Source organism: Paraburkholderia sp. FW306-02-B, from assembly GCF_058782725.1.
This window is the reverse complement of the sequence record NZ_JBYSXZ010000002.1, coordinates 2,370,703-2,393,771: the sequence shown is the minus strand read 5'-3', so window position 1 is coordinate 2,393,771 and position 23,069 is coordinate 2,370,703. Positions and strand designations below refer to the sequence as shown.

Genomic DNA, 23,069 nt, shown 5'->3' with positions numbered 1-23,069 from the left:
CTTGCACCCGGAGCGTCGCCATGACGCTTCGGTCTATCGTCGTCTGGACTGATGCCGAAATTGTCATTTTCTAAGTGCAATCCGGTATTCTCAGGTACGAACTCGAAGTTTAATAAAAATCAAGGATACCTAATATAATGTGACGGAGCCGTCTTTGTCTTGCTTCGACGATTGTTCACCCAGTCTGGAACATCCGCCTGAAGTCACATTTCTCCTGGGCCAGCGTAGCAATGGACGATATTAGTGTGCTTTTTCGGTCGCTTTTCCAGATGGCGGCATACGTTGCCAGCGGCAGGGCAGGGATCACCGTGAGTTCCTGCAGCGCCCCAGAATCGACCATTGGTGCGAGGCACTTCTTGGGCAAATAGCTGATTCCCATGCCCGAGACCGTGAGTCCGATGATGGCAACCACGCTGTTGCTGAACAGGGTGTTCTCATGGTTCACGCCGATTGAGCGGAGCCAACGGTTATAGAGCTGACCTGTTCCCGAGCGGCCATCCTGAGTCAGCAACCGGTGCGCTGCAAGCTCGTGCATGCGAAGCCGATGTGGCTGGCCGACAAGGCCGGGTTTGCACATCCAGACATTCTCGACCACGCCAACGCGTTTCGACAAGAACCGCTGTTCGTTGAACACATCGGGAACGATCATGAGGTCAATCTCGTCGGCAAGGAGCTTGTCGCGAAGCATGACGCTGACTTCGACGTACGGCTCAATAATCACCCGGGGATATTTGGCCTGGATCGCGCTTACCAGACGCGGTAGCCAGGTCATGGCCGTGAGTTCGGTGACCCCAATCCTGACGTGACGCTCCATGACCTCCGGGCGCTGGAACTGTTCGACCGCTGCATCCCGCTGCTCGAGCAGCCGCTTGGCGAGCAAGAACATCTCCTCGCCCTTTTCCGTCAACCGCGCTGAGCGTAACGAGCGATCGAACAAGGGCGTCTCGAACAGCGCTTCCAGCTCTTGCACCCGCTTGGATACCGCCGACTGCGTGGTATGCATCTTGTTCGCGGCGTGCGCGAACCCGCCTAGTTGCACGACCCAAAAGATTGTCTCCAGTTGCTTGAACGTCATCACGGCCAATCCCTCCGAACCCTCATGTATCGCGTCACGGAATGTATATCGATCGTATTTTGTCGCTTTTTTTGATCAAGGTCGAGTACCAGAATAGCTGCAATTCACTGTCGACTCCCGACGGCGACATAGAACGCGATAAGTGCTGCCGCACAGCTTCTCGCTTATCACCCGCTGCCGCCGAGTTTTCGTTGATCTGTTGCGGTGGCGCCTGGGGCGGCACTTTGTTGACTCACTCCCGGGAGCTCCAGCCTTCCCTGCCCGGTATAGCCGCAAGGCTGCTCGGGCCTCTTTCATGGAGATTTATGTATGTTGCTGACTGAAGAAGAATCCCGGATGTTGGTCGGGGACAGGGGTCCTGCAGTGAAAAAAGCCATGGAGATTCTGGTGGCATTGGGCGAGAGCTTCAGTGCCGCAAGGCTTGTTCCGGTCAACAACGTCCATATGGCGGGTTCTTCGGTGGTGGTCGCCGAGGAAGCCGGCACGAAGTTCGTTGAAGATATCCGAAAGCAAGGCGGCACGTTCGTCACCCGAGTCACTACCAATCCGACCGCTGTCGATCCCACTCAGTGGCAGGACATCGGCATTCCCGAATCGGACAGCGTCCTGCAGACCCGGCTGACCGACGCCTATGCGGGGATGGGGGCTAACACGTGCAATACCTGCATCCCTTACTTGGTGGGAAACACCCCGCGGTTTGGCGAGCACATGGCTTGGGGGGAGTCGTCAGCCGTCGTGTTTGCCAACTCTGTTTGCGGCGCCAGGACCAATCGAGAGGGGGGGCCTAGCGGACTTGCCTCGGCCCTCACCGGCCGCACCCCTGAGTATGGTTTCCATCTGAAGGAAAACCGCTACGGCAAATTCCTGATCAAGGTGGAGACGCCTCTCAATGACATGACTGACTATGGAACGCTCGGATATTTCGCCGGCAAGATCGCGGGACAGGATACGCCGGTATTTACAGGCATTCCTACGGATCCGACCTTAGAACAACTGAAAGCCCTGAGCGCTGCCTTGGCGGCTTCCGGCGCTGTGAGTATGTTCCATGCTGTTGGGGTGACGCCCGAGGCTCCTACGCTAGGCGAGGCGTTTGGTGGACGCGAGCCGGAGAAGATTCTCCTTTTCGGTCAGTCAGAGAAGGAACAGGCAGAGGCTGCGCTGAACAAGGAGTCCTCCAGCCATGTGGACTGGATTCTTGTCGGCTGCCCGAATGCTTCGGTGCAGGAGATCCGCGAAGTCGCTGACGCCTTGCAGGGCAGGAAGGTCCATCGGGACGTCTCCCTATGGGTCACGACGGCCGGCGCGATGTATGCCATGGCTGAGCGCATGGGCTATATCCGGACCATTGAGGACGCTGGTGGCATTGTCGTGCGAGAGACCTGTCCGTTCCTGGCCCGCAGCCGGGTCATCGCTCCAAAGAAGGGATATAGAACGCTGACCACCAACTCGGCGAAGATGGCATTTTATGCTCCCGGTCAATTTGGACTCCCTACCCACTATGGGAATCTGGATCGAGTGATGAAAGCAGCAATCAATGGTGTCTGGAGCTGATCAACATGACGGCAAATCAACTTGTCCTGAAGGGGCGCAAAATCGTCACGGGTAAGGCCAGCGGCGAGGCCGTCGTTACCAAGGAAGCCATTAGTTTTAATGGGGGCGTCGATAATTTCACCGGGTTCGTCACCGAGCCCGGGCACGAACTGGAGGGTGTCAATATTGCCGGGAAAGTCCTGGTGTTCCTCACGGGGAAAGGGTCTACGGGTGGATCGTACAAGATTTACGACATGGTATCGCGCGGGACCGCCCCAGCGGCCTTTATCCAGGCGCATCCAGAGCCCATCACCACGATCGGAGCGATTATCGGAAATATCCCGGTCATCGCTGGCCTGAACCAGGATCCGACGCTTGCAATTTCCAGCGGCGATTTTATCGAGATGGATGCGGATGCGGGCATCGTTTTGGTGACCCCTAAACAGCCGCTGCAAGAAGCCGTACTTCCTGTTCCGGCCGTATAGCAACTGCAGATTCGTTGGCGGTGATCCGACGTCGCCTCTTTCACGTCGCTCTCGCCGCCTGCTCGGCAGTGAGCTTCGTATTCCATGCGAGCCATTGATTTTCGAGAAATCTCGCCAGTCTCGATCTGATACGCGGGCAGATCCTGCGGTGATTTCGTCCTTGGTGGAGGTATTGGCATTCGTCGACGAACGAGAGCGAACTGGCAGATAAGCTTTTACCGGTGCGTGGATATGACGCTCGAGGAGAAAAGCAAGCGCGCGCTGCCAGGCGATCGGCTCGCAGTGATCAAGCTCTGGCAATGAAGCGGCCGCAGATGGCTAAGTTGAAAAGCGAGATAAGCAATTAGAAATTTGCAAATCATTAACGGGAAACGAGAGTTTGTCGAATTTGTTAGGAGATTAACGTGAATGGCCAGCCTTCTTTGCTCGGGCGCCTTGCCGCGCTCGACACCAACACCGTCTCAGACGCACTTGATTTCCTCGGCCTCCCGGGCGCCACGCATGGCCTGCGGCCGCTATGGGACTGCCCGAAGATTGTGGGCCGCGCCAGCACCATCCAGCTCGGTCCCAAAACCGATGCGAAGCCCACGGTGCATCTCATTTCGCCGGTGATCGATGCCGTCACCAGCGACGACCGGGTGCTGGTGATCGCTGGCGGCGTAGATGGCATCTCGTGCTGGGGGGACATTCTGGCTAATGCAGCATGCGCCAAGAAGATCAGAGGTTCCGTTATAGACGGGTACAGCCGCGACATCGAGGGCAGCGAGTCGATCGACTATCCCGTCTATGGACGCGGCGTCACCATGATCAGTGCGCGCAATCGCGTGATCCAGACTGGCTCGGGCGAACCGGTGCGGGTCAGGGGCGCGACGGTGCACCAGGACGACTATGTGATCGCCGACCGCTGCGGCGCAGTGTTCGTGGCAGCTGCACGTATCGAGGAGGTGCTCGAACTCGGCGAACGCATCGCACGCCGCCAGGACGGCATGGTCGCCGCCGTGCGCGCAGGCCGCTCGGTCGCCGAAGTCATGCACGACAAGGAGTTCGAAGCCATCAATCAAGGAGACGCGAAGTGAACACATCCGCTATTAGCGCAGAAGACCAGGAACTGGTCGCCCTGTTCGAGGGGCTGGATACGCCCGGAGTATCCGATGCTATGGACAAGTTGGGTCTGCCCGGCCAATGCATGGGCATCGCTCCGCTCGACAACTACAAGGGCACCATCGTTGGTACCGCATTCACCGTCAAATACGTCTCGGCCACCACACCGGCCGGTTCCGTGGGTGACTTTATCGACGACGTGGCCGAGGGCGACGTCATCGTGATCGACAACGACGGCCGAACTGACTGCACGGTATGGGGCGACATCATGACCCAGTACGCGTGCTTGCGCGGCATCCGTGCGACCGTCATAGATGGGGTGTGCCGCGATGTCTCCACGGCGCTGGGTGATGGATATCCGCTATTTACCAAGGGCCGCTTTATGCGTACCGGCAAGGATCGCGTACAGGTCGAGGCCGTGGGCGTGCCGGTCTCCATCGGCACGGCCCGTGTGACCGCGCGCGACATCGTAGTGGCGGACGCCAACGGCGTCGTGGTGGTACCGCGAGATCGCGCCCGCGAAGTGGCAGACGTGGCGCAGCAAATCGAAGGAGTGGAAGCCGAGATCCGTGCGCAGATTGCGCAAGGTAAGACCCTGGGGCAGGCGCGCAAGGCGCTGGGCTACCACACGTTGCAAAGGAAAGCATAATGTGCGCACTCCACACCTTCAGCGTCGCCACCCTTGAACTCGCTCGCAAATTGGGCTCGTCCACGCTCTACGAGGCTTCAGGCCTGCCGACCAGCGCTGTCGATCCCCTCGTTCGTACCATCTGGCCGGGCGCCTCCGTGGCGGGCCCCGCCTACCCCGTGGAATGTGCTCCGGGCGATAACCTGGCCATCCATATCGCTATGGAGAAGGCGCCGCGCGGAAGCATCCTGGTAGTGTCCACCCACGGCTTCGTTGCTGGCTATTGGGGCGAAGTGCTCACGGTCGCCGCCGAGGCGGCGGGCATTGCTGCCCTGGTAATCGATGGCGGTGTGCGTGACATCGCGGCGCTGACCGCGCGCCATTTCCCGGTGTTCTCGCGCGGGATCTCCGTGCGAGGAACTATCAAGGCCAGCGTTCCGTCGGTGGGGGAATCACTGAGTTTCACCGGCACGCCCGTTGTCCCTGGCGACCTGGTAGTGGCCGACGATGATGGCGTAGTCGTCATTCCCACCACGCATGTCGAGGCGACACTGGCCCTAGGCCAGGCTCGCTTCGACAAGGAAGCGCGGATCATGGACGAACTGCGCCAGGGCCGCACGACCCTTGATCTCCTGGGTTTGTCGCGCTGGAGAGAACGTACTTGACGGCATAAGTCTGCTTGCGGGATCGGATTCCTGCCACGACGTAGGAGGCCGTGAATTGTGAGGCCGCGGGCTCGGCGGCCGGGATAACGGCAATCTCGTTGAGCCTAGGACGAGTAAGTTGGCAACACAGGCCAGATTGCAGTCAGCGTGGTGAACTCGGGCGCCAAACGTGGCTGACGCTTTTCCCGCCAACTTTCTACCTCGCAGCGAATGGTCGAGAGTGCGGAGAATTCACTGTCAGCGCATACGACGGCGATCGATCCACACGGTGAATTTTGACAGCATCACCAGCGAGGTCAAGGTAAGGTGGCGACGCATCACTGCATCCAGTTTCTTGTTGACAACAAATCCCTGGCAGCTGTCCCGGTCTTGTGAGATGCCGAGGCTTTTCTCGCCCTAGATCAGATCAATTCTGGCCTGGCTCGGCTATCTGCGAATACAGACCTCTTTCCGAGGGCTGCAGACCATCTAGAGATTTCCCACGACCTGAATCTGGCATCTCAACGCTTGATGCGCCGTGCCGACCCACAGTTGTGACGGGTTCTGGTGATGGACGAGTACTTGCTGAGCAGCAACAGCCAAAGAATCAAGGTGATCCGCACGTGGCGGGCTAGGCGACGGGAGCCGGCTTCGCGTAGGGGTACGGCCCGCGAGAGGATTGATTTGTCGAACGTGAGAAGCGAGCCTACCGGTCGCTGCGTGAGTGGATGCTTTCATGCGATCCCTAAACCGCGTCCTCATGCTATTCCGCGATAGACGGATCGGAAAATGTCATTCGACCGTCAGACCCACGCATATTTAGAATGACTTATCGAAACCCATGGCGCACAGGGCGCCAAACCGGGATTTCGTTACGCCTACAGGAGACATGGAACATGGCTGTTCAAGGAAATTTGATTGGGGGCGAATGGGTCGGTGGCGATGCGACCTTCAATAGCCTGAATCCGTCGGACGTTCGCGATTGCGTTGGGACTTTTGCACAAGCGGACGCCGGACAGGTGCGGCAGGCCATCGCAGCAGCGCGTGCCGCGCAACCAGGCTGGGCAGCGCAGACGATTCAGACCCGTAGCGATTTTCTGCGGAGAGTAGGGATCGAGCTGGCAACGCGACGGGAAGAGATCGGTGAACTGGTCTCCCGCGAGGGCGGCAAGACGCGAGCTGACGGCATCGGCGAGGTAATGCGTGCGAGCCATGTTTTCCACTTCTTCGCTGGCGAGGCGCTGCGCTATGGTGGCGAGAACTTGCCATCCACGCGCCCGGATATCGGGGTCCAGACCAGCCGGGAACCGGTTGGCGTCATCGGATTGATCACTCCATGGAACTTTCCGATCGCCATCGCCGCCTGGAAGATCGCGCCGGCGCTGGCATTCGGCAACACGGTGGTGCTGAAGCCGTCGGAGGAAACTCCCGGCATTGCCGCTGAGCTGTTCCGCGTAATGGAGCGAAACGGGCTGCCGGCCGGCGTAGCGAATCTGGTCAACGGTGCCGGTCCTGTCACTGGAGCCGCCCTGATGGATGGCATTGACGCGCTGAGCTTTACGGGAAGCGTGCCGACAGGACACCTGCTCGCGCGTGCCGCCGTGGAGAATATGGTTCGCGTTCAACTGGAATTGGGTGGTAAGAACCCGCTCGTGGTGCTTGACGACGCGGATCTCCCCGCGGCCGTAGAGTGCGCATTGAACGGCGCCTACTTCTCCGCTGGGCAGCGTTGCACCGCGTCCAGCCGGCTCATCATCGCGGAGGGCGTGCACGACCGGTTCGTCGAGGCGCTACGGGCGCGCATGCGGTCCTTGAAGATTGGCCATGCCATGAATCACGACACGCAAATCGGGCCCCTGATCAACCAGCGCCAACTTGATATGGTGCAACGCTACATCGAAGCCGGAAAGCGCGAAGGCGCGGAGTTGGTGGAAGGCGGCCAGTTGATCGAACGCGAGACGCCTGGTTTCTACATGCAGCCCGCATTGTTCACGGCAACCCGCAACGACATGCAGATCAACCGCGAGGAGGTCTTCGGCCCATTTGCAGCGGTAATTCGTGTCAAGGACTACGACGAGGCGCTGCATACTGCGAACGACACGGCGTTCGGACTGTCGGCGGGCATCTGCACGACGTCGCACAAGTACGCCACGCATTTCCGCATGAATATCAAAAGTGGGCTGGCAATGGTCAACCTCCCGACGGCTGGGCTTGACTATCACGTTCCGTTGAGTGGCGCCAAGTCTTCGGGCTACGGGCCGTGCGAGCAAGGTAGCTATGCTGCCGACTTCTACACTCGCGTAAAGACTGCCTACGTCGGTCAGTAATCGTCAATCAAAGGAGACATACTCAAATGGACAAGATCGGATTCATCGGCCTGGGTCGCATGGGCAAGCCCATGGCCTCTAATCTCAGCAAGAAAGGGTACGAGCTGGTGGTGCATGACGTGAACGCCGCTGCCGTCGACGAGCTGGTGTCACTGGGCGCACGAAAGGCGGTCAACTTGGCCGAGATCGCGAAGGAATGCGGGATCGTCATCACCATGCTACCGAGTTCCGTGGAGGTTGAGCAGGTGGCGCTGAGTCCAGAGGGAATCTTTCACAACGCAAGGCCGGGCGGGATTCTTCTGGACATGAGCACCATCGATCCGCTTGCGACTGAACGCCTCCACGTGGCGGCACAACAACGTGGCCTGTCTGTCGTGGACGCGCCGGTCGGCCGGCTCGCCCAGCACGCTGACCGCGGCGAGTCGCTGTTTATGGTTGGGGCGAGCGATGAGGATTTCAAACGCATCGAACCGCTGCTGTACGCGATGGGAACGACCGTCTACCACTGCGGTGAGGTCGGGGCCGGCGGCCGCACAAAGCTGGTTAACAACTATATGGTGGTTGCACTGTGTCAGATGAACGGTGAGGCGCTGGCGCTGTCCCAGCGCTTCGGCCTGGACATCGCGAAGACACTGCAAGTACTCTTCGGCACCTCCGCGAGTAACGGGCAACTGCGCATGAACTTTCCGAACAAGGTGTTGGTGAATGATACGACGCCGGGTTTCACCATCGACCTAGCGCACAAGGACATGTCACTGGTTCTTGGTGCCGCGCACGCCTTGAAGGTGCCGATGCCCCTGGCGGCCGCGGTCTTCGAATCATTCAGTCTGGCGCGTGCCAGCGAGTATGGTCGCATCGACTTCACTGGTATCGCCGATGCCATCTGCGATCTGGCAAAGATCCCTAGAGCCCGGGTTCCGGAGGGTTGGAAAATCGACTAAGAAGTACTGACCCAACGAATTTTGAAATTACCGCAAGCAGTTAACGCAAGCGGCGGTTTTCATGAGCGCCTCGTGTATGGCCGCGAGGCGTTCGAATCGGGCACGCAAGCGCCTAAAGTTGTGCAGCCGAACAAAGGTGCGCTCGAAAGCCCGCCGGATTCTGCCGCGGCCTCGCCGTGGGACTCACCAGGACGGGGGGCCTGCGTGATGCTGGCGTCAGCATGCAGTGGCCTGCGATATTTGTCGTGGTCGTAGTCCGTGACGAGCCTGCACGGCGACGAGCTGCGACAGCGGCCATCCACGCTCGCCGCGAATGTGCGGGATTGCCAGAACGAGAGGAAGGGTCTGGCCAGTAACTCACGCCCGAGCAGCAACGCATGTCCTGCGAGGATGCATCTCTCAGGGAATGCCGGACAGCAGCTCGAACAGAACGCCGGTCAGCACGATTCATCGCCGCGCGGCTTCCGCCCGGCTTATCGGGCCCGGCGTGGGGCGTGGCTTCGGCGGTGACAAAAGCTGGCTGAATGAACGTCCAAAATCCGTATAGATGAACGCATCCCATTTTGCGCCAGTGTTTCGTGTGTACAGGTAGACAAAACTCTAGTCAAATAACGAATAGGTTGAGAGTGCGATGCGGGTTAGAAGTCCCCACGATTCTTTTTACTAGAGCACCTTCAGTGCCCAAAAAATGGAGACAGCACATGACTGCACCGAACAGACTGCGGCCGCTCGATTGCGCCCAGAGCCTCACTCGAGGCACCCAAGTCCACATCAGTTCGCGCGTGCTTCCTATGGATGCGAAGGGAGATGCGGCATGAGCACCCGAGCAGATAAGAGGGAAAAACTCAGCCCAATGGCACGTCGAGCGCTGGGAGCAGGTATCGTCGGCACGTTGATTGAGTGGTACGACTACGGTTTGTACGGTGCTGCGTCGGCGTTGATATTGCCGAAGCTGTTTTTCCCGAGCAGTGATCCGGAAACGGCAACACTGGCCGCATTCGCCACCTTTGCAGTCGGCTTCTTTGCTCGACCGGTAGGTGGACTTCTGATTGCGAACTTTGGGGATCGTTACGGGCGTAAGCCAGTCCTAGTCGCGACGCTCATACTCATGGGTTTGGCAACAACGTTGATGGGATTGTTGCCCACATTCGAGCGGGCTGGTCATTGGGCAATTGTACTATTAGTAATCCTTCGAATGTTGCAAGGCGCTGGCGCGGGTGCGGAGTTGGCCGGTGCGATGACATTGGTTGCTGAATACGCGCCACCAAGCCGTCGCGCATTTGTCACAGCCATTCCAAACGGTGCGGCGTCTGGTGGTGCACTGCTGTCTACTCTAGCATTCCTTGCTGTGGCTTCTATGCCAGAACAGACTCTGCTTTCGTGGGGCTGGCGAGTCCCGTTCTTACTTTCGGCCATATTATTTTTGGTAGCACTGTTCATCAGGCATCGAATCGAAGAATCTCCTGAGTTTTCGCGTGCACATCAGGCTGCAATAGAGAGAAACGCAAAGAGTCGAGTGCCGTTATTTGAGCTGGTGAAGTCCAAGCCGCGGACTATAGTACTAGGCATGCTTTCTGGAACAGCCCTCAATGTTGTCTTCTACGTTCTGGTGGCCTTCTCCATGTCTTACATGACAACACGCTTGGGAATTTCAAGAGCGGACTCTTTGGTTGCCATGGCCGTAACGACATTGGTTGGATTTGCCTCAGCTCCGATCATGGGCAATATCGCTGACCATATCGGGGCTGGCAATTCGTATCGCATCGGTGCATTCATGCTAGTGGTGGCAGGATTTCCGCTTTTTATCGCGATGCAAAGTGCCAATCTGCTTATCATCACTTCGGCGATGGCACTTTGTGCCTTCTTTGTCTATGGACCGATCATCGCAGGTCAAGGCGCCTTTCTATCGAACCTGTTCCCTACTGAGCTTCGCTTCACCGGCATTGCTGTGACACGAGAATTCAATTCAATTTTCGTTGCAGGCCCGACTCCCTTCATTGCGGCATATCTCGTCCAAGTACAAAACGGAAAGCCTTGGCTGGTATCCACCTATATGTGCGTGGGTGGCCTGATTTCCGTTATTTCCATCTCTCTGCTCATGCGCGACGCGCGACATACCTCAGCGTTGAGTCAGAAGCAAAAAGCCAAAGCCGAATTTCAATCAACCAACCGATAGAGATATTAAGAATGAATACGATGTGTATTGTTTCCACAACTGTCGTCGATTTGGAGGCTAAACACAGCGATATCGTCTTCAGCCTTGAAAATAGGCAACGTACCTTTCAGGAGCAGCTCGCACACGCACGTTGTCAAGGTTCGGCAGAAACCACCACTTAGATTGCGGCTCGATCCTTTCACCTCTCTACAGGTCAGAATCCATCGGCTTCGGTAACCTATGGCGCCGGCTTCAGCCAACGGAACGGACTGCCGTTGTTGGCAGAAGCCGACTTTGTTCGGGAATCGAAGATAGCAGCAATGGTACATCGAGTGGGCGGCTACCGATTTGATCGCAGGTTTCCCGATAAAATCCAACCTGGAAACGAATCGGCGGAGCCTGGACACCGCTTGGTTCGCTTCGGCCCCGCGCCCGCAACCTAGTCGCCTATCCACGTCGCTTCGCGCCAGTCGTCGGTCGCCGCACATACGCGCACACTTGCTACGAGGAGGTCCGTGGCATTCCGTGCGGCGGGCGTCGCGCCGCGTGTCGTGGGGCGCGCCAGCACGATGCGGCGCGCGAACGCCGGGTCGTCGATCGGTGCCGCGCAGAACGCGCCTGTAGTGAGTTCCTGGCGCGCGGCAACGCGCGGCATGATGCCCCGCCCATATCCCTCGGCGATTAGAACCTTCTGCACGGCCATGGTGTTGGCTTCGTCTGCGGTGGCGATCGTCACGCCCGCCGCCTTGCAACGCCTCTCGACCAGCAGTCGCAGACGATGCGGGTATCCTGGCAAGATCAAGGGCGTACGTCCGAGTTCCCGAAGCGGCACGGGCGCGTCTTCGCGCAGGTCGCCTGCGCCGCTCGCCACGAGGCTCAATGGCTCGATGACGAGATCCTTGATATCGATGCCGGGTGTCGGGTCGGGCTGATAAAGCAGCGCGACATCTATTTCGCCCGTCTCTAGCCAACGCGTCAGATGGTCCGTGTAGCCGACCGAAAACGTCGCACGGACCGCAGGATAGTGCGCGTGCAACAGCCGCAGGAATTCCGACACGATGATCTCGCAACTACTAGGCAGCAACCCGATACATATAGCGCCCGCCACCTGGCCCGGGACAGGGCGAATTTCGCTTTGCGCCTGATTGATTTCCTGCAGCGCGCGCCGCGCGTGTTCGAGAAAGATGCGCCCCGCGTCAGTTAATTGCATCCCAGTGCGGTCGCGGTCGAACAACGGCACCCCAATTTCTCCTTCTAGCAGCTTCAATTGCCGCGACACGGCCGATTGCACAATATGCAGCAGCTCCGCTGCGCGGGTTGTGCTTCGCGTGTCGGCGACGGCGAGAAAGGTGCGAATCTGGCGGAAATCCATGCTTCTCCTACTGGTGTCAGCGCTCGTGAATGAAGATGCTAAACCGACATGCCTTGATCTGTTTAAGTCATTCGACAATAAATTTCCATCTATTTTAAGATCAACGCAAGCGCGGTTCGCAGCACGCACTTCACTGCCTGATGTTGCTGCTTTCAACGGGCGAATACCAGTACGATTAAAACATGAAGGAGACACGATGCAACAGAAATCCGCCCGCCTGCGGCGCATCCAATGGATCGCCATCACGTTCCTGATGTTGGCAGGAATCGTCAATTACCTCGATCGCAGCACACTCTCGATTGCCAATCATTCGGTTTCTCATGAGTTGGGATTGAACGCCGCGCAAATGGGCATGTTGCTCTCGGCGTTTTCGTTTGCCTACGCACTCGTTCAGTTACCCACGGGTGTGTTGCTGGACCGTTTCGGCGCGCGGATCATGCTCGGGCTTGGGATGTTCCTTTGGTCGCTCGCGCAATTCGCCGGCGGTTTCGTTAATACCTTGCAGCAGTTCCTGGTCGCGCGCGTCTGTCTTGGCGTGGGCGAAGCACCGCAATTTCCGGCTGGCGCAAAGGTGGTAAACGAATGGTTCGCGCTTCGCGAGCGCGGACGTCCAACCGGTATCTTCATCGCGTCTTCGACGATCGGCCCCGGTCTCGCGCCGCCGATTCTGACTATGCTGATGCTGGCATTCGGATGGCGCAGCATGTTCGCCATCATGGGCGGGCTCGGCGTCGCAGTTGCGCTCGCGTGGTATGGTATCTATCGCAATCGCGCCGAAATCTCGCTCACGCGCGATGAGGTGGCGCATCTGGAAGAGGGCGATGTGACGGCGGAGCAGGAGAGCAAGCTGACGTTCGCTGAATGGCGCCGTGTTTTCGCCTATCCGATCACGTGGGGCATGATCTTCGGCTATAGTGGGGTCATTTATATGATCTGGCTTTTCCTGACGTGGCTGCCCGCGTATCTCGAACATGAGCGGCACCTGAGCATCGCGAACACGGGGTGGGTCGTGGCGATTCCTTATCTGTTTGGCACCATTGGCATGGTGGGCAGTGGCTTCGTGTGCGATGGCCTGCTCCGGCGCGGCGCCTCCGCGATCACCAGCCGCAAGTGGCCAATCTGCGTCGGCATGGTCGGTGCCGCACTCTTCACCGTGCCGGCGGCTTACACACCGAATTTGCCCCTCGCAATCGCATTCATTTCGTCGGCCATGGTGTGCCTGAATCTCGCGTCGGGCGCCGCGTGGTCGCTCGTCAGCGTAATTGTGCCGCGCAGGCTTGTCGCCTCGATGGGAAGTATTCAGAACTTCGGTGGCTATATCGGCGGCTCGTTCGCACCCGTGATTACAGGGTTGATCGTCGACCACACGGGTTCGTTCGTCAATGCGTTTCTGGTCAGTGCGTTCCTCGCGCTCGGCTCAGCGCTGATCTATCTGGTGTTCGTGCGTGGCGAATTTGGCGAATATGACGTTGTGGAAAAGCCCGTTGCTGCAGCATGAATCTCGGGTTGGCTGTGGTGCAAATAGCGACCAACGAATGAGTTGGGGTGTCGTGCTGACCGATGTGGAACATCGTTTATCTGGTGTGCTCGGTCAACACGCTGCGCGCACGGGGTCGTCACACCGACGAGGCGCTGCTCAAGCACGTGGCGCTGGTTCACCGGAACCACGTTGGATGTTGCGCGGACAAGCGCCCCGGGCTTGCGACACGCGAGATTCGTTCTTCTGTTTGGGGCCAGCTTGAAAGCCGCTTTTCTCGATGTTTGCGCCTGAATATTCGCCGTCGGAGCCGATCTCCGCGTCGTTGCCGGCGACATACGTGAAGCCTTCCGAGACGATAGCGAAGGGGAAAGTACGCATATCGCTTGCGAGCCTGTATCGATCCGTAGCGTACAAGTTTTAGTGCGTTGTGCCGCTAGGTCCGAGCAGCAGCCGCGAATTTCCTGCGTGGCAATTCGTTGACCCGGCTCCTGAACTGCTGTAGGCCATCCTTCTCGCCCTCCAGAGCGTTGAGAACAGAAGTCCATCCGTTTCCCGATGACCTCGCTCGAGCGCTGGGCCTATGATCTTCCCTGTTCCGAACATGTTACTGCCGCCAGCGTCGCGGCGTAGGCGAGCGGTCCACCGCTGAATTGTGCGTTTTGCCGTGCATGCAACGCGGTATTCCGCATCTTTAGGCTGCACCTAATCCCCGCTTTCGAACAATCAAATTCCAACCTGTTTTTGGTGTCGGCAACCTGCGTCCTACCTCGTGAACGAACGCGAGGCGACACTCAGGAACGATAGCCGAGACCTGTTCGTTCCTGCATCGAAGCCTGCTCTTGGAGATGGTTATGAACGGCCGGAAAGGATTGGTTAAATTAGGTGCGGCACTCAGCATGGGCGGAATCGCTCTGGCCTGCTCGGCCACTGCGGACGCAAGCGTTGTGGTGGGAGTGGCGGGTCCGATGACGGGGGAGTACGCGTCGGGGGGCGACCAGTTTCGCAAAGGTGCGGAACAGGCGGTGAAAGACATCAATGCGGCAGGTGGTTTGCTCGGGCAGCAACTCGACCTGGTCGTCGGCGATGACGTTTGTGATCCCAAGCAGGCGGTTTCCGTCGCCAACAGTTTCGTCAACAAGAAGGTGGCGTTCGTCGATGGCCACTGGTGCTCCAGTTCCACGTTGCCCGCGTCAGATGTCTACAACGACGCGCAGATTCCGCAGGTGACTGTGTCGACCAACCCCAAAATTACGGAGCGCGGCATTAAGGGAATTTTCCGTATCACGGGCAGGGACGACCAGCAGGGACAGGTCGCGGCGGACTATATCGCCGCGAACTTCAAGGGCAAGAAAATCGCCGTCATTGATGACAAGACGGCGTATGGCGGCGGTCTGGCGGACGAGATTGCAAAAGATCTGGCGGCGAAGCAGACACCCGTGGCGCTGCGCCAGTCGATCACGGCCGGTGAAAAGGACTACTCCGGTTTGATCAGCAAACTGAAGGCGAACGGCATTCAGATTCTTGCTTACGGCGGCTACTACCAGGAAGTCGCACTGATTCTGCGGCAGGCGGCGCAGGCAGGGCTCAACGTGACGGTCCTCGGCGGCGACACGCTGACGAACAATGAACTGGTGACTGCCGCAGGGCCGGAAATCAATAAGGTCCTGTTCACCTTCCCGCCCGACCCGCGTAAGAGTGCCGCAGCCGCAAAGGTGGTGGCGGCCTTTCGCGCGCAGAAGATCGAGCCGGAAGGCTACATGCTGTACTCGTACGCCGCCATGCAGGTTTTTGCAGAGGCTGCGAAGAAAGCCAACTCCACGGACTATGCGGCGATCGTGAAGCAGCTTCACAACGCATCGTTCAGCACGGTAGTCGGCCAGGTGGATTTCGACGCGAAAGGCGATCTGAAGAGCCCCGGCTATGTGGTCTACCGCTGGAAAGGCAACAACTACGACTATGTAAAGTGATACGTCCTGTCCAGTCTATGTAGTGAGGAAAGAGGCGGCACGTCGTTCTACTGCGCCGCCTCTGCAGCAGATTCACCGGAGAGGACATGAGCCAGGCACTGCAACAACTGATTAATGGGCTGACCTTGGGCGCTGTCTATGGCCTGATCGCGATCGGCTACACGATGGTCTACGGCATTATCGGCATGATCAATTTCGCTCACGGCGATATTTACATGGTGAGCGCGTTCATCGCCGTGACCTGCTTCACGCTGCTTGCAGGCAGCGGGATCTCGTCTGTCGTGGCGAGCATTGCAATTACGCTGATCGTATCGATCGCACTGACGTCCGTATTCGGCTGGACCGTCGAACGTGTCGGTTATCGGCCACTCCGCGGGTCCAATCGTCTCGCGCCACTGATCTCGTCAATCGGGATTTCCATCTTCCTGCAGAACATGGTTCAGCTTACTCAAGGCGCACGAGTCAAGTCTATCCAGCCGCTCGTGACGGGAGGCGTGAACCTTTTCTCCGGTCAACAATTTCATGGGCCATACGTCTCGTATGTGCAAATCCTCATTGTTTCGGTGACGATTCTGCTGATGTGCGCCTTCACGCTATTCATCAATAAAACCCCTTTCGGCAGACAGCAGCGAGCTTGTGAACAGGATCAGCGGATGATGCAGTTCCTCGGCTACAACGTCAATCGGATCATCGCCCTGACGTTCATGATTGGCGCCGCACTGGCGGCCGTCGCAGGCGTCATGGTGACGCTCTACTACGGTGTGATCGATTTCTCGATCGGATTCGAGGCGGGTATCAAGGCGTTTACCGCAGCCGTGCTCGGCGGAATTGGCTCGATTCCCGGGGCAATGCTGGGCGGTGTGATCATCGGTTTGATCGAAGCACTCTGGGCTGCCTACCTCTCGCCCGAATACAAGGATGTGGCCACATTCGTGATTCTGATTGTGGTCTTGATGTTCCGTCCATCCGGGCTTCTCGGCCGACCCGAAGTGGAGAAGGTGTGATGAGTTCGACAGTCATGCAAGAAACGAATCTACATTTTCGCGTCAGGGATGCACTTGGCGCGGCGCTGGTAGCGGGGCTCGTCGGCTTGCCCATGCTGGGTTTGACGACGCGAGATGGCAGCAATGGTCTCGAGGTTCAGACGCGATGGGCGCTGCTGGCGGCTTTCATCGCGATCGCATTTGCCGGGCGCATCGTCATGCAGCTTTTGCTGCAGCGTTTTAGTCTTTTTTCAAAGCGCCGGTCGCGCGCCAGACCCGCTCCTCAAGTCGCGGGTAACGGCTCGCTTGTCTGGGCCGGCGCCGGATGCGTGGCGTTCGCCGTGCTGTTGCCTGCGTTGTTCGCTGGAAACCGCTACGTCGTCGATACAGCGACGACCGTACTGATCTACGTCATGCTTGGCTGGGGCCTGAATGTCGTTGTCGGTCTGGCGGGGCTGCTGGACCTCGGTTATGTCGCGTTCTATGCGGTAGGCGCGTACACATACGGCCTGTTGTCGACGCATTTCGGCTTTGGTTTCTGGCAGTGTTTGCCGATCGCCGGCGGCCTCGCTGCGGCGTTCGGCATGTTGCTTGGTTACCCGACCCTGCGGCTGAGAGGTGATTATCTGGCCATCGTCACGCTCGGATTCGGGGAAATCATACGGTTGATACTCGTGAATTGGGGCGACGTGACAGGCGGACCCAACGGCGTCTCGTCCATTCCGAAGCCGACCTTCTTCGGGCTCCCCATGCAGGCATCTGGCGACGGTCCGACCTTCGCGACCGTGTTCGGCCTTGATTACTCGCCCGGCCAGCGAGTCGTCTTTCTGTACTACCTGATTCTCGCACTCGCGCTCCTGACGAACCTTCTCGTCTCGCGACTCAGAAGGCTGCCCGTTGGACGTGCGTGGGAAGCGGTGCGCGAAGACGAGATCGCCTGCAAAGCAATGGGGATCAATGTGACGAATGTGAAACTGTCAGCCTTTGCGACTGGCGCAATGCTGGCCGGATTCGCCGGCGTGTTCTTCGCCGCACGGCAGGGTTTCATTTCGCCAGAGAGCTTCACCTTTTCGGAGTCCGCCACGATTCTCGCGATCGTGGTGCTCGGCGGTATGGGGAGCCAGCTCGGCGTCGTCCTTGCGGCAGCCTTGCTGGTGATTTTGCCCGAGTTAGGGCGTGATTTCTCCGAGTACAGAATGCTGCTTTTCGGTGTTGCAATGGTCTTTATCATGGTCGTGCGGCCAGGCGGTCTGATCAGCCATCGCCGTGCGACTGTCAGCGCGCCTGGCGTGGAGGCAAAACGATGAACGCCTCCACTTCGCTGCTCAGCGTTGAGAATCTGACGATGCAGTTTGGCGGACTTCGTGCGATCGAAGACCTGTCCATGACGGCGCGCGCAGGAGAGGTGACGTCGGTGATCGGGCCGAACGGAGCCGGAAAGACGACGTTTTTTAACTGCCTGACGGGCTTCTACAAGCCGACCAAAGGCGCCATCACGTTGGGGCATCCCCGTCATGGGACGCTTCGGCTGGATGCGATGAAGAATGTCGACGTGGCGCGGATTGGCCAGGTCGTCCGGACGTTCCAGAACATACGGCTGTTCCCGCGCATGACCGTGCTCGAAAACCTGATGATCGCCCAGCACAATGTGTTGCAGGACGCGTCCAGGTTCTCGATTGCTGGCGCACTCAATGCGCGGTCGTTTCGACGCGCGAACGACAAGGCGATAGAAAACGCTTTGATGTGGCTCGAGCGATTAAGCGTTCGAGATATCGCCAACAAACCTGCCGGCGACATGCCTTATGGGGTGCAGCGTCGCGTCGAGATCGCGCGCGCGATGTGCGCAGATCCCATTCTGCTGTGTCTGGATGAGCCGGCTGCCGGCCTCAATCCGCGCGAGTCGGCAGAACTCACCGCGTTGTTGACCTCGCTCGCCAGGGAGCAGGGCATCGGCATATTGTTGATCGAACACGATATGAGCGTCGTCATGAAGGTTTCAGACCATATTGTCGTGCTCAATCACGGGAAGAAAATTGCAGAAGGCTTGCCTGCTGACATCAAGGTGAATCCTGAGGTGATCAGCGCATACCTCGGCGAGGACGACGAGACGTCGTCACTCGGTGAAGCAACGCAGGAGAAGTCAGCTCATGCTTAAGATTACCGAACTCAGTGCCCACTATGGCAGCGTCCAGGCGCTGCGCGGGGTGAGCCTTGGCGTGAAGACTGGCGAGATCGTCACGTTGATCGGTGCGAACGGCGCAGGCAAGTCGACGCTGATGAATACCATTTTCGGCTATCCACGGGCCAGTGGCGGCACGGTCGAATTCGACGGACAGAATATTTCGAAACTGCCTTCGCATGCGATCGGCAAACTCGATATTGCGGTTGTGCCCGAAGGGCGCCGTATCTTTCAGCGGATGACCGTGCTCGAGAATCTCCTGATGGGCGATACGTCGGGCAACCGCAGGACCGCGGATGATCTCGAGCGCATGTACGAGATGTTCCCGATCCTGAGAAGCAGAGCCTCGCAGCGTGCCGGCACGCTGTCGGGAGGGGAGCAGCAGATGCTCGCGATAGGACGCGCATTGATGTCACAGCCGAGATTGCTCCTGCTCGATGAGCCGTCGCTCGGTCTCGCGCCGATCTTCATCAAGAAGATTTTTTCGGTTATCAAAGAGTTGAACGAGCAGATCGGGATGACGATTCTGCTTGTCGAACAGAACGCTCATCACGCGCTGCGTGTGGCGCATCGAGGGTATGTTCTCCAGCACGGGCAGATTGCCCTCGAGGGGAGCGGTGCTGAGTTGCTGGCGAACCCTGCTGTGCGGGCGGCGTATCTGGAGGGCGACTCCGCTCAATTGGATGCGGCCTGAACGGTGATCTGGAGGGCGCGGGGTGCTCGCCCCCGCTTTTCGAGGTTAGAGGCAGGAGAATTGCGGCAATTCTCCGCAGAGGATGGTGCTCTATAGGTGAGTTGAGCACCATTGCGGAAAAGGGTTGTCCGGCCTGCGTAGGGGCGCCTGCCCTCAAGAAATGTGCAGAATTCCGCGAAAACTAGCCGAGCCCTCTCAAGACCGGAATTCCGCAAAGATCCAGAATGCTGTAAACCGAACCGATCGCTGCCACGGGGATTGCGTTCCAGAATGGGATGCGATCCCTGAGCCTGCCTGCTGGGATTCCACGGGATGATGGCGGCATATACGGAACGAATTCAAGCGTAGGCCACCAGCGCGGCACGCTCAATAAACTGGTTTTTATGGAGTTTTCGCATGAAAGTGCTCATCGTTTTCGCTCACCCCGAACCCAAGTCGTTCAACGGTGCGCTGAAAGACACGGCTGTCTCGACCCTGAAAGCGCAGGGGCACGAGGTTCAGGTAACCGACCTGTATCAACTGAAGTGGCGGCCCGAACTCGGCGTCGAAGACTTCGTGGGTGAGCGTCTCAATCCTGACTTCCTCGATCTCTCGGCGGAACAGGAACATATGTTCGGGATGTCCACGAAACCGACGCCTGACGTCTACGCCGAGCAGCAGAAGGTGCTCTGGTCCGATCTGATCATCTTCCAGTATCCGATGTGGTGGTTTGGGATGCCGGCGATTCTGAAGGGCTGGGTGGATCGCGTGATGACCCGCGGATTCGCCTACGCGACCGGGCGAAAATACGAGACCGGTATGTTCAAGGGCCGCAAGGCGATGGTCTCGACCACGACGGGAACGGCCGCGAGCCTTTACGAGCCGGACGGTGTCGACGGTGATATCAATCACATTCTCTGGCCGATCCACAACGGGATCTTCAATTACCTTGGCTTCGATGTGCTGCCGTCGCATGTGTCGTGGATGCCTGGCCGTGTGAGCGCCGAGGAGCGGCAAGCGTACCTCGACTCCTACGCAGAGCGGTTGCGTGCGCTCGAGAGCACGGAGCCCTTGTTCTTCCATCCCTTTGCGGACTTCGGTCCTGACCAACGTCTGAAGCCAGGTGTCGTGGCCCGTTCCGGCTTCCAATGGAACCCGGCCCTCGGCCAGTCGCATGACGATGCGGCAGAAATGTACACGCCGAAGAAGATTGCGAAGGCGGGATGATCCGGTGTGACGTCGGGCCGCAGCCGCTGTCGAAAGCTTCTGTGGCCCAGCATCGAAACTGACCAGGAGTGAAACGCATGATGGAAAAGCTGCCCATGTTTCAGAAGCTGCACCACGTCTGCATCGTGGTTCGTGACATTGAGAAGGCCGTGAAGTATTACGAGTCGATGGGAGTCGGTCCGTGGACAGATTTCCCGCCGATGGATGCGTACGAACTGGACGGCTACGATCGTCCAGCCTTTCTGAAGATGCGTTATAAGTTCGCGAACATCGACAACGCCCAGTTGCAGCTCTGCCAGCCGGGAGACGGAGATACACCGCAACGACGTTTCCTGGAGTCGCGCGGCGAGGGTGTTTTTCATCTCGGCTTCTCTGTCGAGAGCTGTGACAAGGCGGAGGAACAGGCAGCGAGCGCCGGACTGGATGTCCTGGCACGCGGGCGTCTCGATGATCGAAGCGGCTTCACGTACTTCAAGACGGTCAACGAAGGCGCTGGGGTCACGTTGGAGGTCCGGGCGCCGAGTACCAAGGCAACTCAAGGCATCAAGTCCTGATACGCTTGCAAAGCGCTTCCCAGAATTCTTCTTCGCACCCGACAAGACAGTTCTAACAGCGCCGGGCAATCATTGCCCGGCGAGCAGTTCCTGTGATTCACCATCGAGGTGATCCCCCGGAAGCCACTCGGCGGTCGGGGGCAATGCCGCGGCCGTGAACGCGAAGCGTTGTGCAAGGCAACGCGTGATCCTTTCGTTATCCCAGTCGCCCTAACCCTGACCGAACTCAGAACTGCCCCGCGGCATACCGCGGGGCATCGTCATTTTTATCTCATGACGAACGGGTTTGCAGTCTTGACCCCCGTATTGATCCAGACGCTCTTCGTTTGCAGATACTCGCGGATCGCGTCGATACCGTTCTCGCGGCCAAGTCCCGAATCCTTGTAGCCGCCGAACGGCGACATGTAGCTGACCGCGCGATAGCTATTCACCCAGACCATGCCGGCCTGCAGCTTTTCGGCGACACGAATGGACCGCCCGATATCCTTCGTCCAGACACCTGAGCCCAGACCGAAGCGCACGTCATTGGCCAGTGCAACCGCCTCGTCTTCGTCTTTAAACTTGATGATCGACAGGATGGGACCAAAGACTTCTTCCTGGGCGATCCGCATCCTATTGTTGACGTCACCGAAAATGGTTGGCTCGACGAACCACCCATTATCGCATTCCGGTGCACTGCCAGGCTGCCCACCGAGCAGCAACGTTGCGCCTTCCTGCTTCGCGGTTTCAATGTAAGACAGGACTTTCTGGTATTGAGGACGCGTCGTTACCGGCCCGACCTGTGTATCCATACTTGACGGGTCGCCCATTTTTGCGGTCCGTGCCAGCGTCAGGAGTTTGTCGACGAACGTGTCGTAGATGCTTTCTTGCAACAACAGCCGGGAACCGGCAATACAAGTCTGGCCGGTCGCGGCGAAGATGCCTGAAACCGCGCCATTCACTGCGTCTTCCAGATCGGCATCCTCAAACACGATGTTGGGTGACTTTCCACCGAGTTCGAGACTAACGTGTTTGAACTGACGCGCTGCTGCCTCGTTGATCGCGCGCCCTGTGGAGTCTGCGCCGGTGAACGTGATCTTCTTGACTAGTGGGTGTTCCACCAGAGGCGAGCCGACGTCCGCACCGAACCCGGTCACGACGTTCACGACTCCCGGCGGAAAGCCGGCCTCGGTGAAGAGCTTCGCAAACTCAATCGTGGACGCCGAAGTGAACTCGGACGGTTTGATCACAACCGTGCAACCTGCGGCCAACGCGGGCGCAATCTTCCATGTGGCTAGCAAAAGCGGAGAATTCCACGGCGTGATGGCGGCTACGACACCCATCGGTTCATTGCGCGTGAAGTTGAAGTATCCCTTCTTGTCGAGCGGAATGACGGCGCCCTGAATCTTGTCCGCCAGACCGCCAAAATAGTAATACCACTGGGGCAAATACTGGCACTGCCCGAGCATCTCCGCCATGAGCTTGCCGTTGTCCCGAACTTCGAGCTCGGCAAGCCGCCTGGCGTCCCGCGCGATCAGGTCGCCGACCCGATGAAGCAGCAGGCCTCGCTGGCTCGGTGACATCTGTGACCATGGTCCTGTGCTGAATGCGGTATGCGCCGCTTGCACCGCCCGATCGACGTCGGTCCCGTTGCCTTTTGCAATCTGCGCCCAGGTTTCTCCCGTGAACGGATTTTCCGTATCGAACCATTCGCCCGAAGCTGGTTGGCATGATTCGCCGTTGATATACATCTGAAATCGTTGCATGAC

20 protein-coding genes are annotated in these 23,069 nt (G+C 58.5%); 16 read left to right on the top strand and 4 right to left on the bottom strand.

Annotated features, from left to right (window positions below; all coding sequences use genetic code 11):
* Positions 1-175 precede the first annotated feature (175 nt).
* Positions 176-1,075 carry a LysR family transcriptional regulator gene (locus AC3WOG_RS32055; protein ID WP_492582522.1) on the bottom strand — a complete coding sequence of 300 codons (900 nt, stop codon included), beginning with the start codon at positions 1,073-1,075 and terminating at the stop codon, positions 176-178.
* 309 nt (positions 1,076-1,384) lie between these two features.
* On the opposite strand from AC3WOG_RS32055, the gene AC3WOG_RS32050 reads away from it, so the two are divergent.
* The 8 genes from AC3WOG_RS32050 (at position 1,385) to AC3WOG_RS32015 (ending at position 10,907) form a co-directional block, all read left to right on the top strand.
* On the top strand, positions 1,385-2,626 hold the full coding sequence (locus tag AC3WOG_RS32050; RefSeq protein WP_154566407.1) for an aconitase X: 1,242 nt from the start codon (positions 1,385-1,387) through the stop codon (positions 2,624-2,626).
* A 5-nt stretch (positions 2,627-2,631) separates the two neighbouring features.
* Positions 2,632-3,090 (top strand): aconitase X swivel domain-containing protein, encoded by a 459-nt coding sequence (locus tag AC3WOG_RS32045; RefSeq protein WP_492581779.1) that lies wholly within the window; start codon positions 2,632-2,634, stop codon positions 3,088-3,090.
* Positions 3,091-3,494: 404 nt separating this feature from the next.
* On the top strand, positions 3,495-4,166 hold the full coding sequence (locus AC3WOG_RS32040; RefSeq protein WP_492581778.1) for an RraA family protein: 672 nt from the start codon (positions 3,495-3,497) through the stop codon (positions 4,164-4,166).
* A gap of 11 nt (positions 4,167-4,177) precedes the next feature.
* On the top strand, positions 4,178-4,840 hold the full coding sequence (locus AC3WOG_RS32035; protein ID WP_492582521.1) for an RraA family protein: 663 nt from the start codon (positions 4,178-4,180) through the stop codon (positions 4,838-4,840).
* A complete protein-coding gene (locus AC3WOG_RS32030) occupies positions 4,840-5,484 on the top strand; it encodes an RraA family protein (RefSeq protein ID WP_492581777.1) in 645 nt (214 codons plus the stop codon). The genes AC3WOG_RS32035 and AC3WOG_RS32030 overlap by 1 nt, the downstream gene beginning before the upstream one ends.
* An 875-nt stretch (positions 5,485-6,359) precedes the next feature.
* Complete coding sequence (locus tag AC3WOG_RS32025) at positions 6,360-7,790, top strand: aldehyde dehydrogenase family protein (protein ID WP_492581776.1); 1,431 nt, start codon at positions 6,360-6,362, stop codon at positions 7,788-7,790.
* Positions 7,791-7,816: 26 nt separating this feature from the next.
* On the top strand, positions 7,817-8,731 hold the full coding sequence (locus AC3WOG_RS32020; protein ID WP_492581775.1) for an NAD(P)-dependent oxidoreductase: 915 nt from the start codon (positions 7,817-7,819) through the stop codon (positions 8,729-8,731).
* Positions 8,732-9,545: 814 nt separating this feature from the next.
* Positions 9,546-10,907, top strand: a complete 1,362-nt coding sequence (locus tag AC3WOG_RS32015) for an MFS transporter (protein WP_492581774.1) — start codon at positions 9,546-9,548, stop codon at positions 10,905-10,907.
* A 418-nt stretch (positions 10,908-11,325) separates the two neighbouring features.
* On the opposite strand, the gene AC3WOG_RS32010 is transcribed toward AC3WOG_RS32015, so the two are convergent.
* The gene (locus AC3WOG_RS32010) at positions 11,326-12,258 is read right to left on the bottom strand and encodes a LysR family transcriptional regulator (RefSeq protein WP_492581773.1); all 933 of its coding nucleotides are present in this window, start codon (positions 12,256-12,258) and stop codon (positions 11,326-11,328) included.
* A gap of 196 nt (positions 12,259-12,454) precedes the next feature.
* Between AC3WOG_RS32010 and AC3WOG_RS32005 the strand changes: the two genes are divergently transcribed.
* Positions 12,455-13,756, top strand: a complete 1,302-nt coding sequence (locus AC3WOG_RS32005; RefSeq protein ID WP_492581772.1) for an MFS transporter — start codon at positions 12,455-12,457, stop codon at positions 13,754-13,756.
* A gap of 138 nt (positions 13,757-13,894) precedes the next feature.
* On the opposite strand, the gene AC3WOG_RS32000 is transcribed toward AC3WOG_RS32005, so the two are convergent.
* The gene (locus tag AC3WOG_RS32000; RefSeq protein ID WP_492581771.1) at positions 13,895-14,116 is read right to left on the bottom strand and encodes a hypothetical protein; all 222 of its coding nucleotides are present in this window, start codon (positions 14,114-14,116) and stop codon (positions 13,895-13,897) included.
* Positions 14,117-14,634: 518 nt separating this feature from the next.
* Between AC3WOG_RS32000 and AC3WOG_RS31995 the strand changes: the two genes are divergently transcribed.
* The 7 genes from AC3WOG_RS31995 (at position 14,635) to AC3WOG_RS31965 (ending at position 21,321) form a co-directional block, all read left to right on the top strand.
* A complete protein-coding gene (locus tag AC3WOG_RS31995) occupies positions 14,635-15,705 on the top strand; it encodes a branched-chain amino acid ABC transporter substrate-binding protein (RefSeq protein ID WP_492581770.1) in 1,071 nt (356 codons plus the stop codon).
* An 86-nt stretch (positions 15,706-15,791) separates the two neighbouring features.
* Positions 15,792-16,709, top strand: coding sequence for a branched-chain amino acid ABC transporter permease (locus AC3WOG_RS31990; RefSeq protein ID WP_492581769.1), 918 nt, complete (start codon positions 15,792-15,794; stop codon positions 16,707-16,709).
* Entirely contained in the window at positions 16,709-17,995 is a 1,287-nt protein-coding gene (gene livM / locus AC3WOG_RS31985) for a high-affinity branched-chain amino acid ABC transporter permease LivM (protein ID WP_492581768.1), read from the top strand. The genes AC3WOG_RS31990 and livM overlap by 1 nt, the downstream gene beginning before the upstream one ends.
* Positions 17,992-18,843, top strand: coding sequence for an ABC transporter ATP-binding protein (locus AC3WOG_RS31980; RefSeq protein WP_492581767.1), 852 nt, complete (start codon positions 17,992-17,994; stop codon positions 18,841-18,843). Before livM ends, AC3WOG_RS31980 begins: the two co-directional genes overlap by 4 nt.
* Entirely contained in the window at positions 18,836-19,561 is a 726-nt protein-coding gene (locus AC3WOG_RS31975; RefSeq protein ID WP_492581766.1) for an ABC transporter ATP-binding protein, read from the top strand. The genes AC3WOG_RS31980 and AC3WOG_RS31975 overlap by 8 nt, the downstream gene beginning before the upstream one ends.
* 396 nt (positions 19,562-19,957) lie before the next feature.
* On the top strand, positions 19,958-20,767 hold the full coding sequence (locus tag AC3WOG_RS31970) for an NAD(P)H-dependent oxidoreductase (protein ID WP_492581765.1): 810 nt from the start codon (positions 19,958-19,960) through the stop codon (positions 20,765-20,767).
* 77 nt (positions 20,768-20,844) lie between these two features.
* A complete protein-coding gene (locus tag AC3WOG_RS31965; RefSeq protein WP_233465178.1) occupies positions 20,845-21,321 on the top strand; it encodes a VOC family protein in 477 nt (158 codons plus the stop codon).
* Positions 21,322-21,587: 266 nt separating this feature from the next.
* Here the strand turns inward: AC3WOG_RS31965 and AC3WOG_RS31960 are convergent, their stop codons facing one another.
* Positions 21,588-23,066: an aldehyde dehydrogenase gene (locus AC3WOG_RS31960; protein ID WP_492582520.1), complete on the bottom strand. Its 1,479-nt coding sequence runs from the start codon at positions 23,064-23,066 to the stop codon at positions 21,588-21,590.
* Positions 23,067-23,069: the final 3 nt, after the last annotated feature.

Bases quoted from the DNA above. Each gene is read 5' to 3' on its own strand.
- AC3WOG_RS32005 (WP_492581772.1), top strand. From the start codon at position 12,455: ATGCAACAGAAATCCGCCCGCCTGCGGCGCATCCAATGGATCGCCATC.
- AC3WOG_RS31960 (WP_492582520.1), bottom strand. From the start codon at position 23,066: ATGCAACGATTTCAGATGTATATCAACGGCGAATCATGCCAACCAGCT.
- AC3WOG_RS31965 (WP_233465178.1), top strand. From the start codon at position 20,845: ATGATGGAAAAGCTGCCCATGTTTCAGAAGCTGCACCACGTCTGCATC.
- AC3WOG_RS32015 (WP_492581774.1), top strand. From the start codon at position 9,546: ATGAGCACCCGAGCAGATAAGAGGGAAAAACTCAGCCCAATGGCACGT.
- livM (WP_492581768.1), top strand. From the start codon at position 16,709: ATGAGTTCGACAGTCATGCAAGAAACGAATCTACATTTTCGCGTCAGG.
- AC3WOG_RS32000 (WP_492581771.1), bottom strand. From the start codon at position 14,116: ATGCGTACTTTCCCCTTCGCTATCGTCTCGGAAGGCTTCACGTATGTC.
- AC3WOG_RS32030 (WP_492581777.1), top strand. From the start codon at position 4,840: ATGTGCGCACTCCACACCTTCAGCGTCGCCACCCTTGAACTCGCTCGC.
- AC3WOG_RS32010 (WP_492581773.1), bottom strand. From the start codon at position 12,258: ATGGATTTCCGCCAGATTCGCACCTTTCTCGCCGTCGCCGACACGCGA.
- AC3WOG_RS31970 (WP_492581765.1), top strand. From the start codon at position 19,958: ATGAAAGTGCTCATCGTTTTCGCTCACCCCGAACCCAAGTCGTTCAAC.
- AC3WOG_RS32025 (WP_492581776.1), top strand. From the start codon at position 6,360: ATGGCTGTTCAAGGAAATTTGATTGGGGGCGAATGGGTCGGTGGCGAT.
- AC3WOG_RS32045 (WP_492581779.1), top strand. From the start codon at position 2,632: ATGACGGCAAATCAACTTGTCCTGAAGGGGCGCAAAATCGTCACGGGT.
- AC3WOG_RS31995 (WP_492581770.1), top strand. From the start codon at position 14,635: ATGGGCGGAATCGCTCTGGCCTGCTCGGCCACTGCGGACGCAAGCGTT.
- AC3WOG_RS32050 (WP_154566407.1), top strand. From the start codon at position 1,385: ATGTTGCTGACTGAAGAAGAATCCCGGATGTTGGTCGGGGACAGGGGT.
- AC3WOG_RS31990 (WP_492581769.1), top strand. From the start codon at position 15,792: ATGAGCCAGGCACTGCAACAACTGATTAATGGGCTGACCTTGGGCGCT.
- AC3WOG_RS31980 (WP_492581767.1), top strand. From the start codon at position 17,992: ATGAACGCCTCCACTTCGCTGCTCAGCGTTGAGAATCTGACGATGCAG.
- AC3WOG_RS32055 (WP_492582522.1), bottom strand. From the start codon at position 1,075: ATGACGTTCAAGCAACTGGAGACAATCTTTTGGGTCGTGCAACTAGGC.
- AC3WOG_RS32020 (WP_492581775.1), top strand. From the start codon at position 7,817: ATGGACAAGATCGGATTCATCGGCCTGGGTCGCATGGGCAAGCCCATG.
- AC3WOG_RS31975 (WP_492581766.1), top strand. From the start codon at position 18,836: ATGCTTAAGATTACCGAACTCAGTGCCCACTATGGCAGCGTCCAGGCG.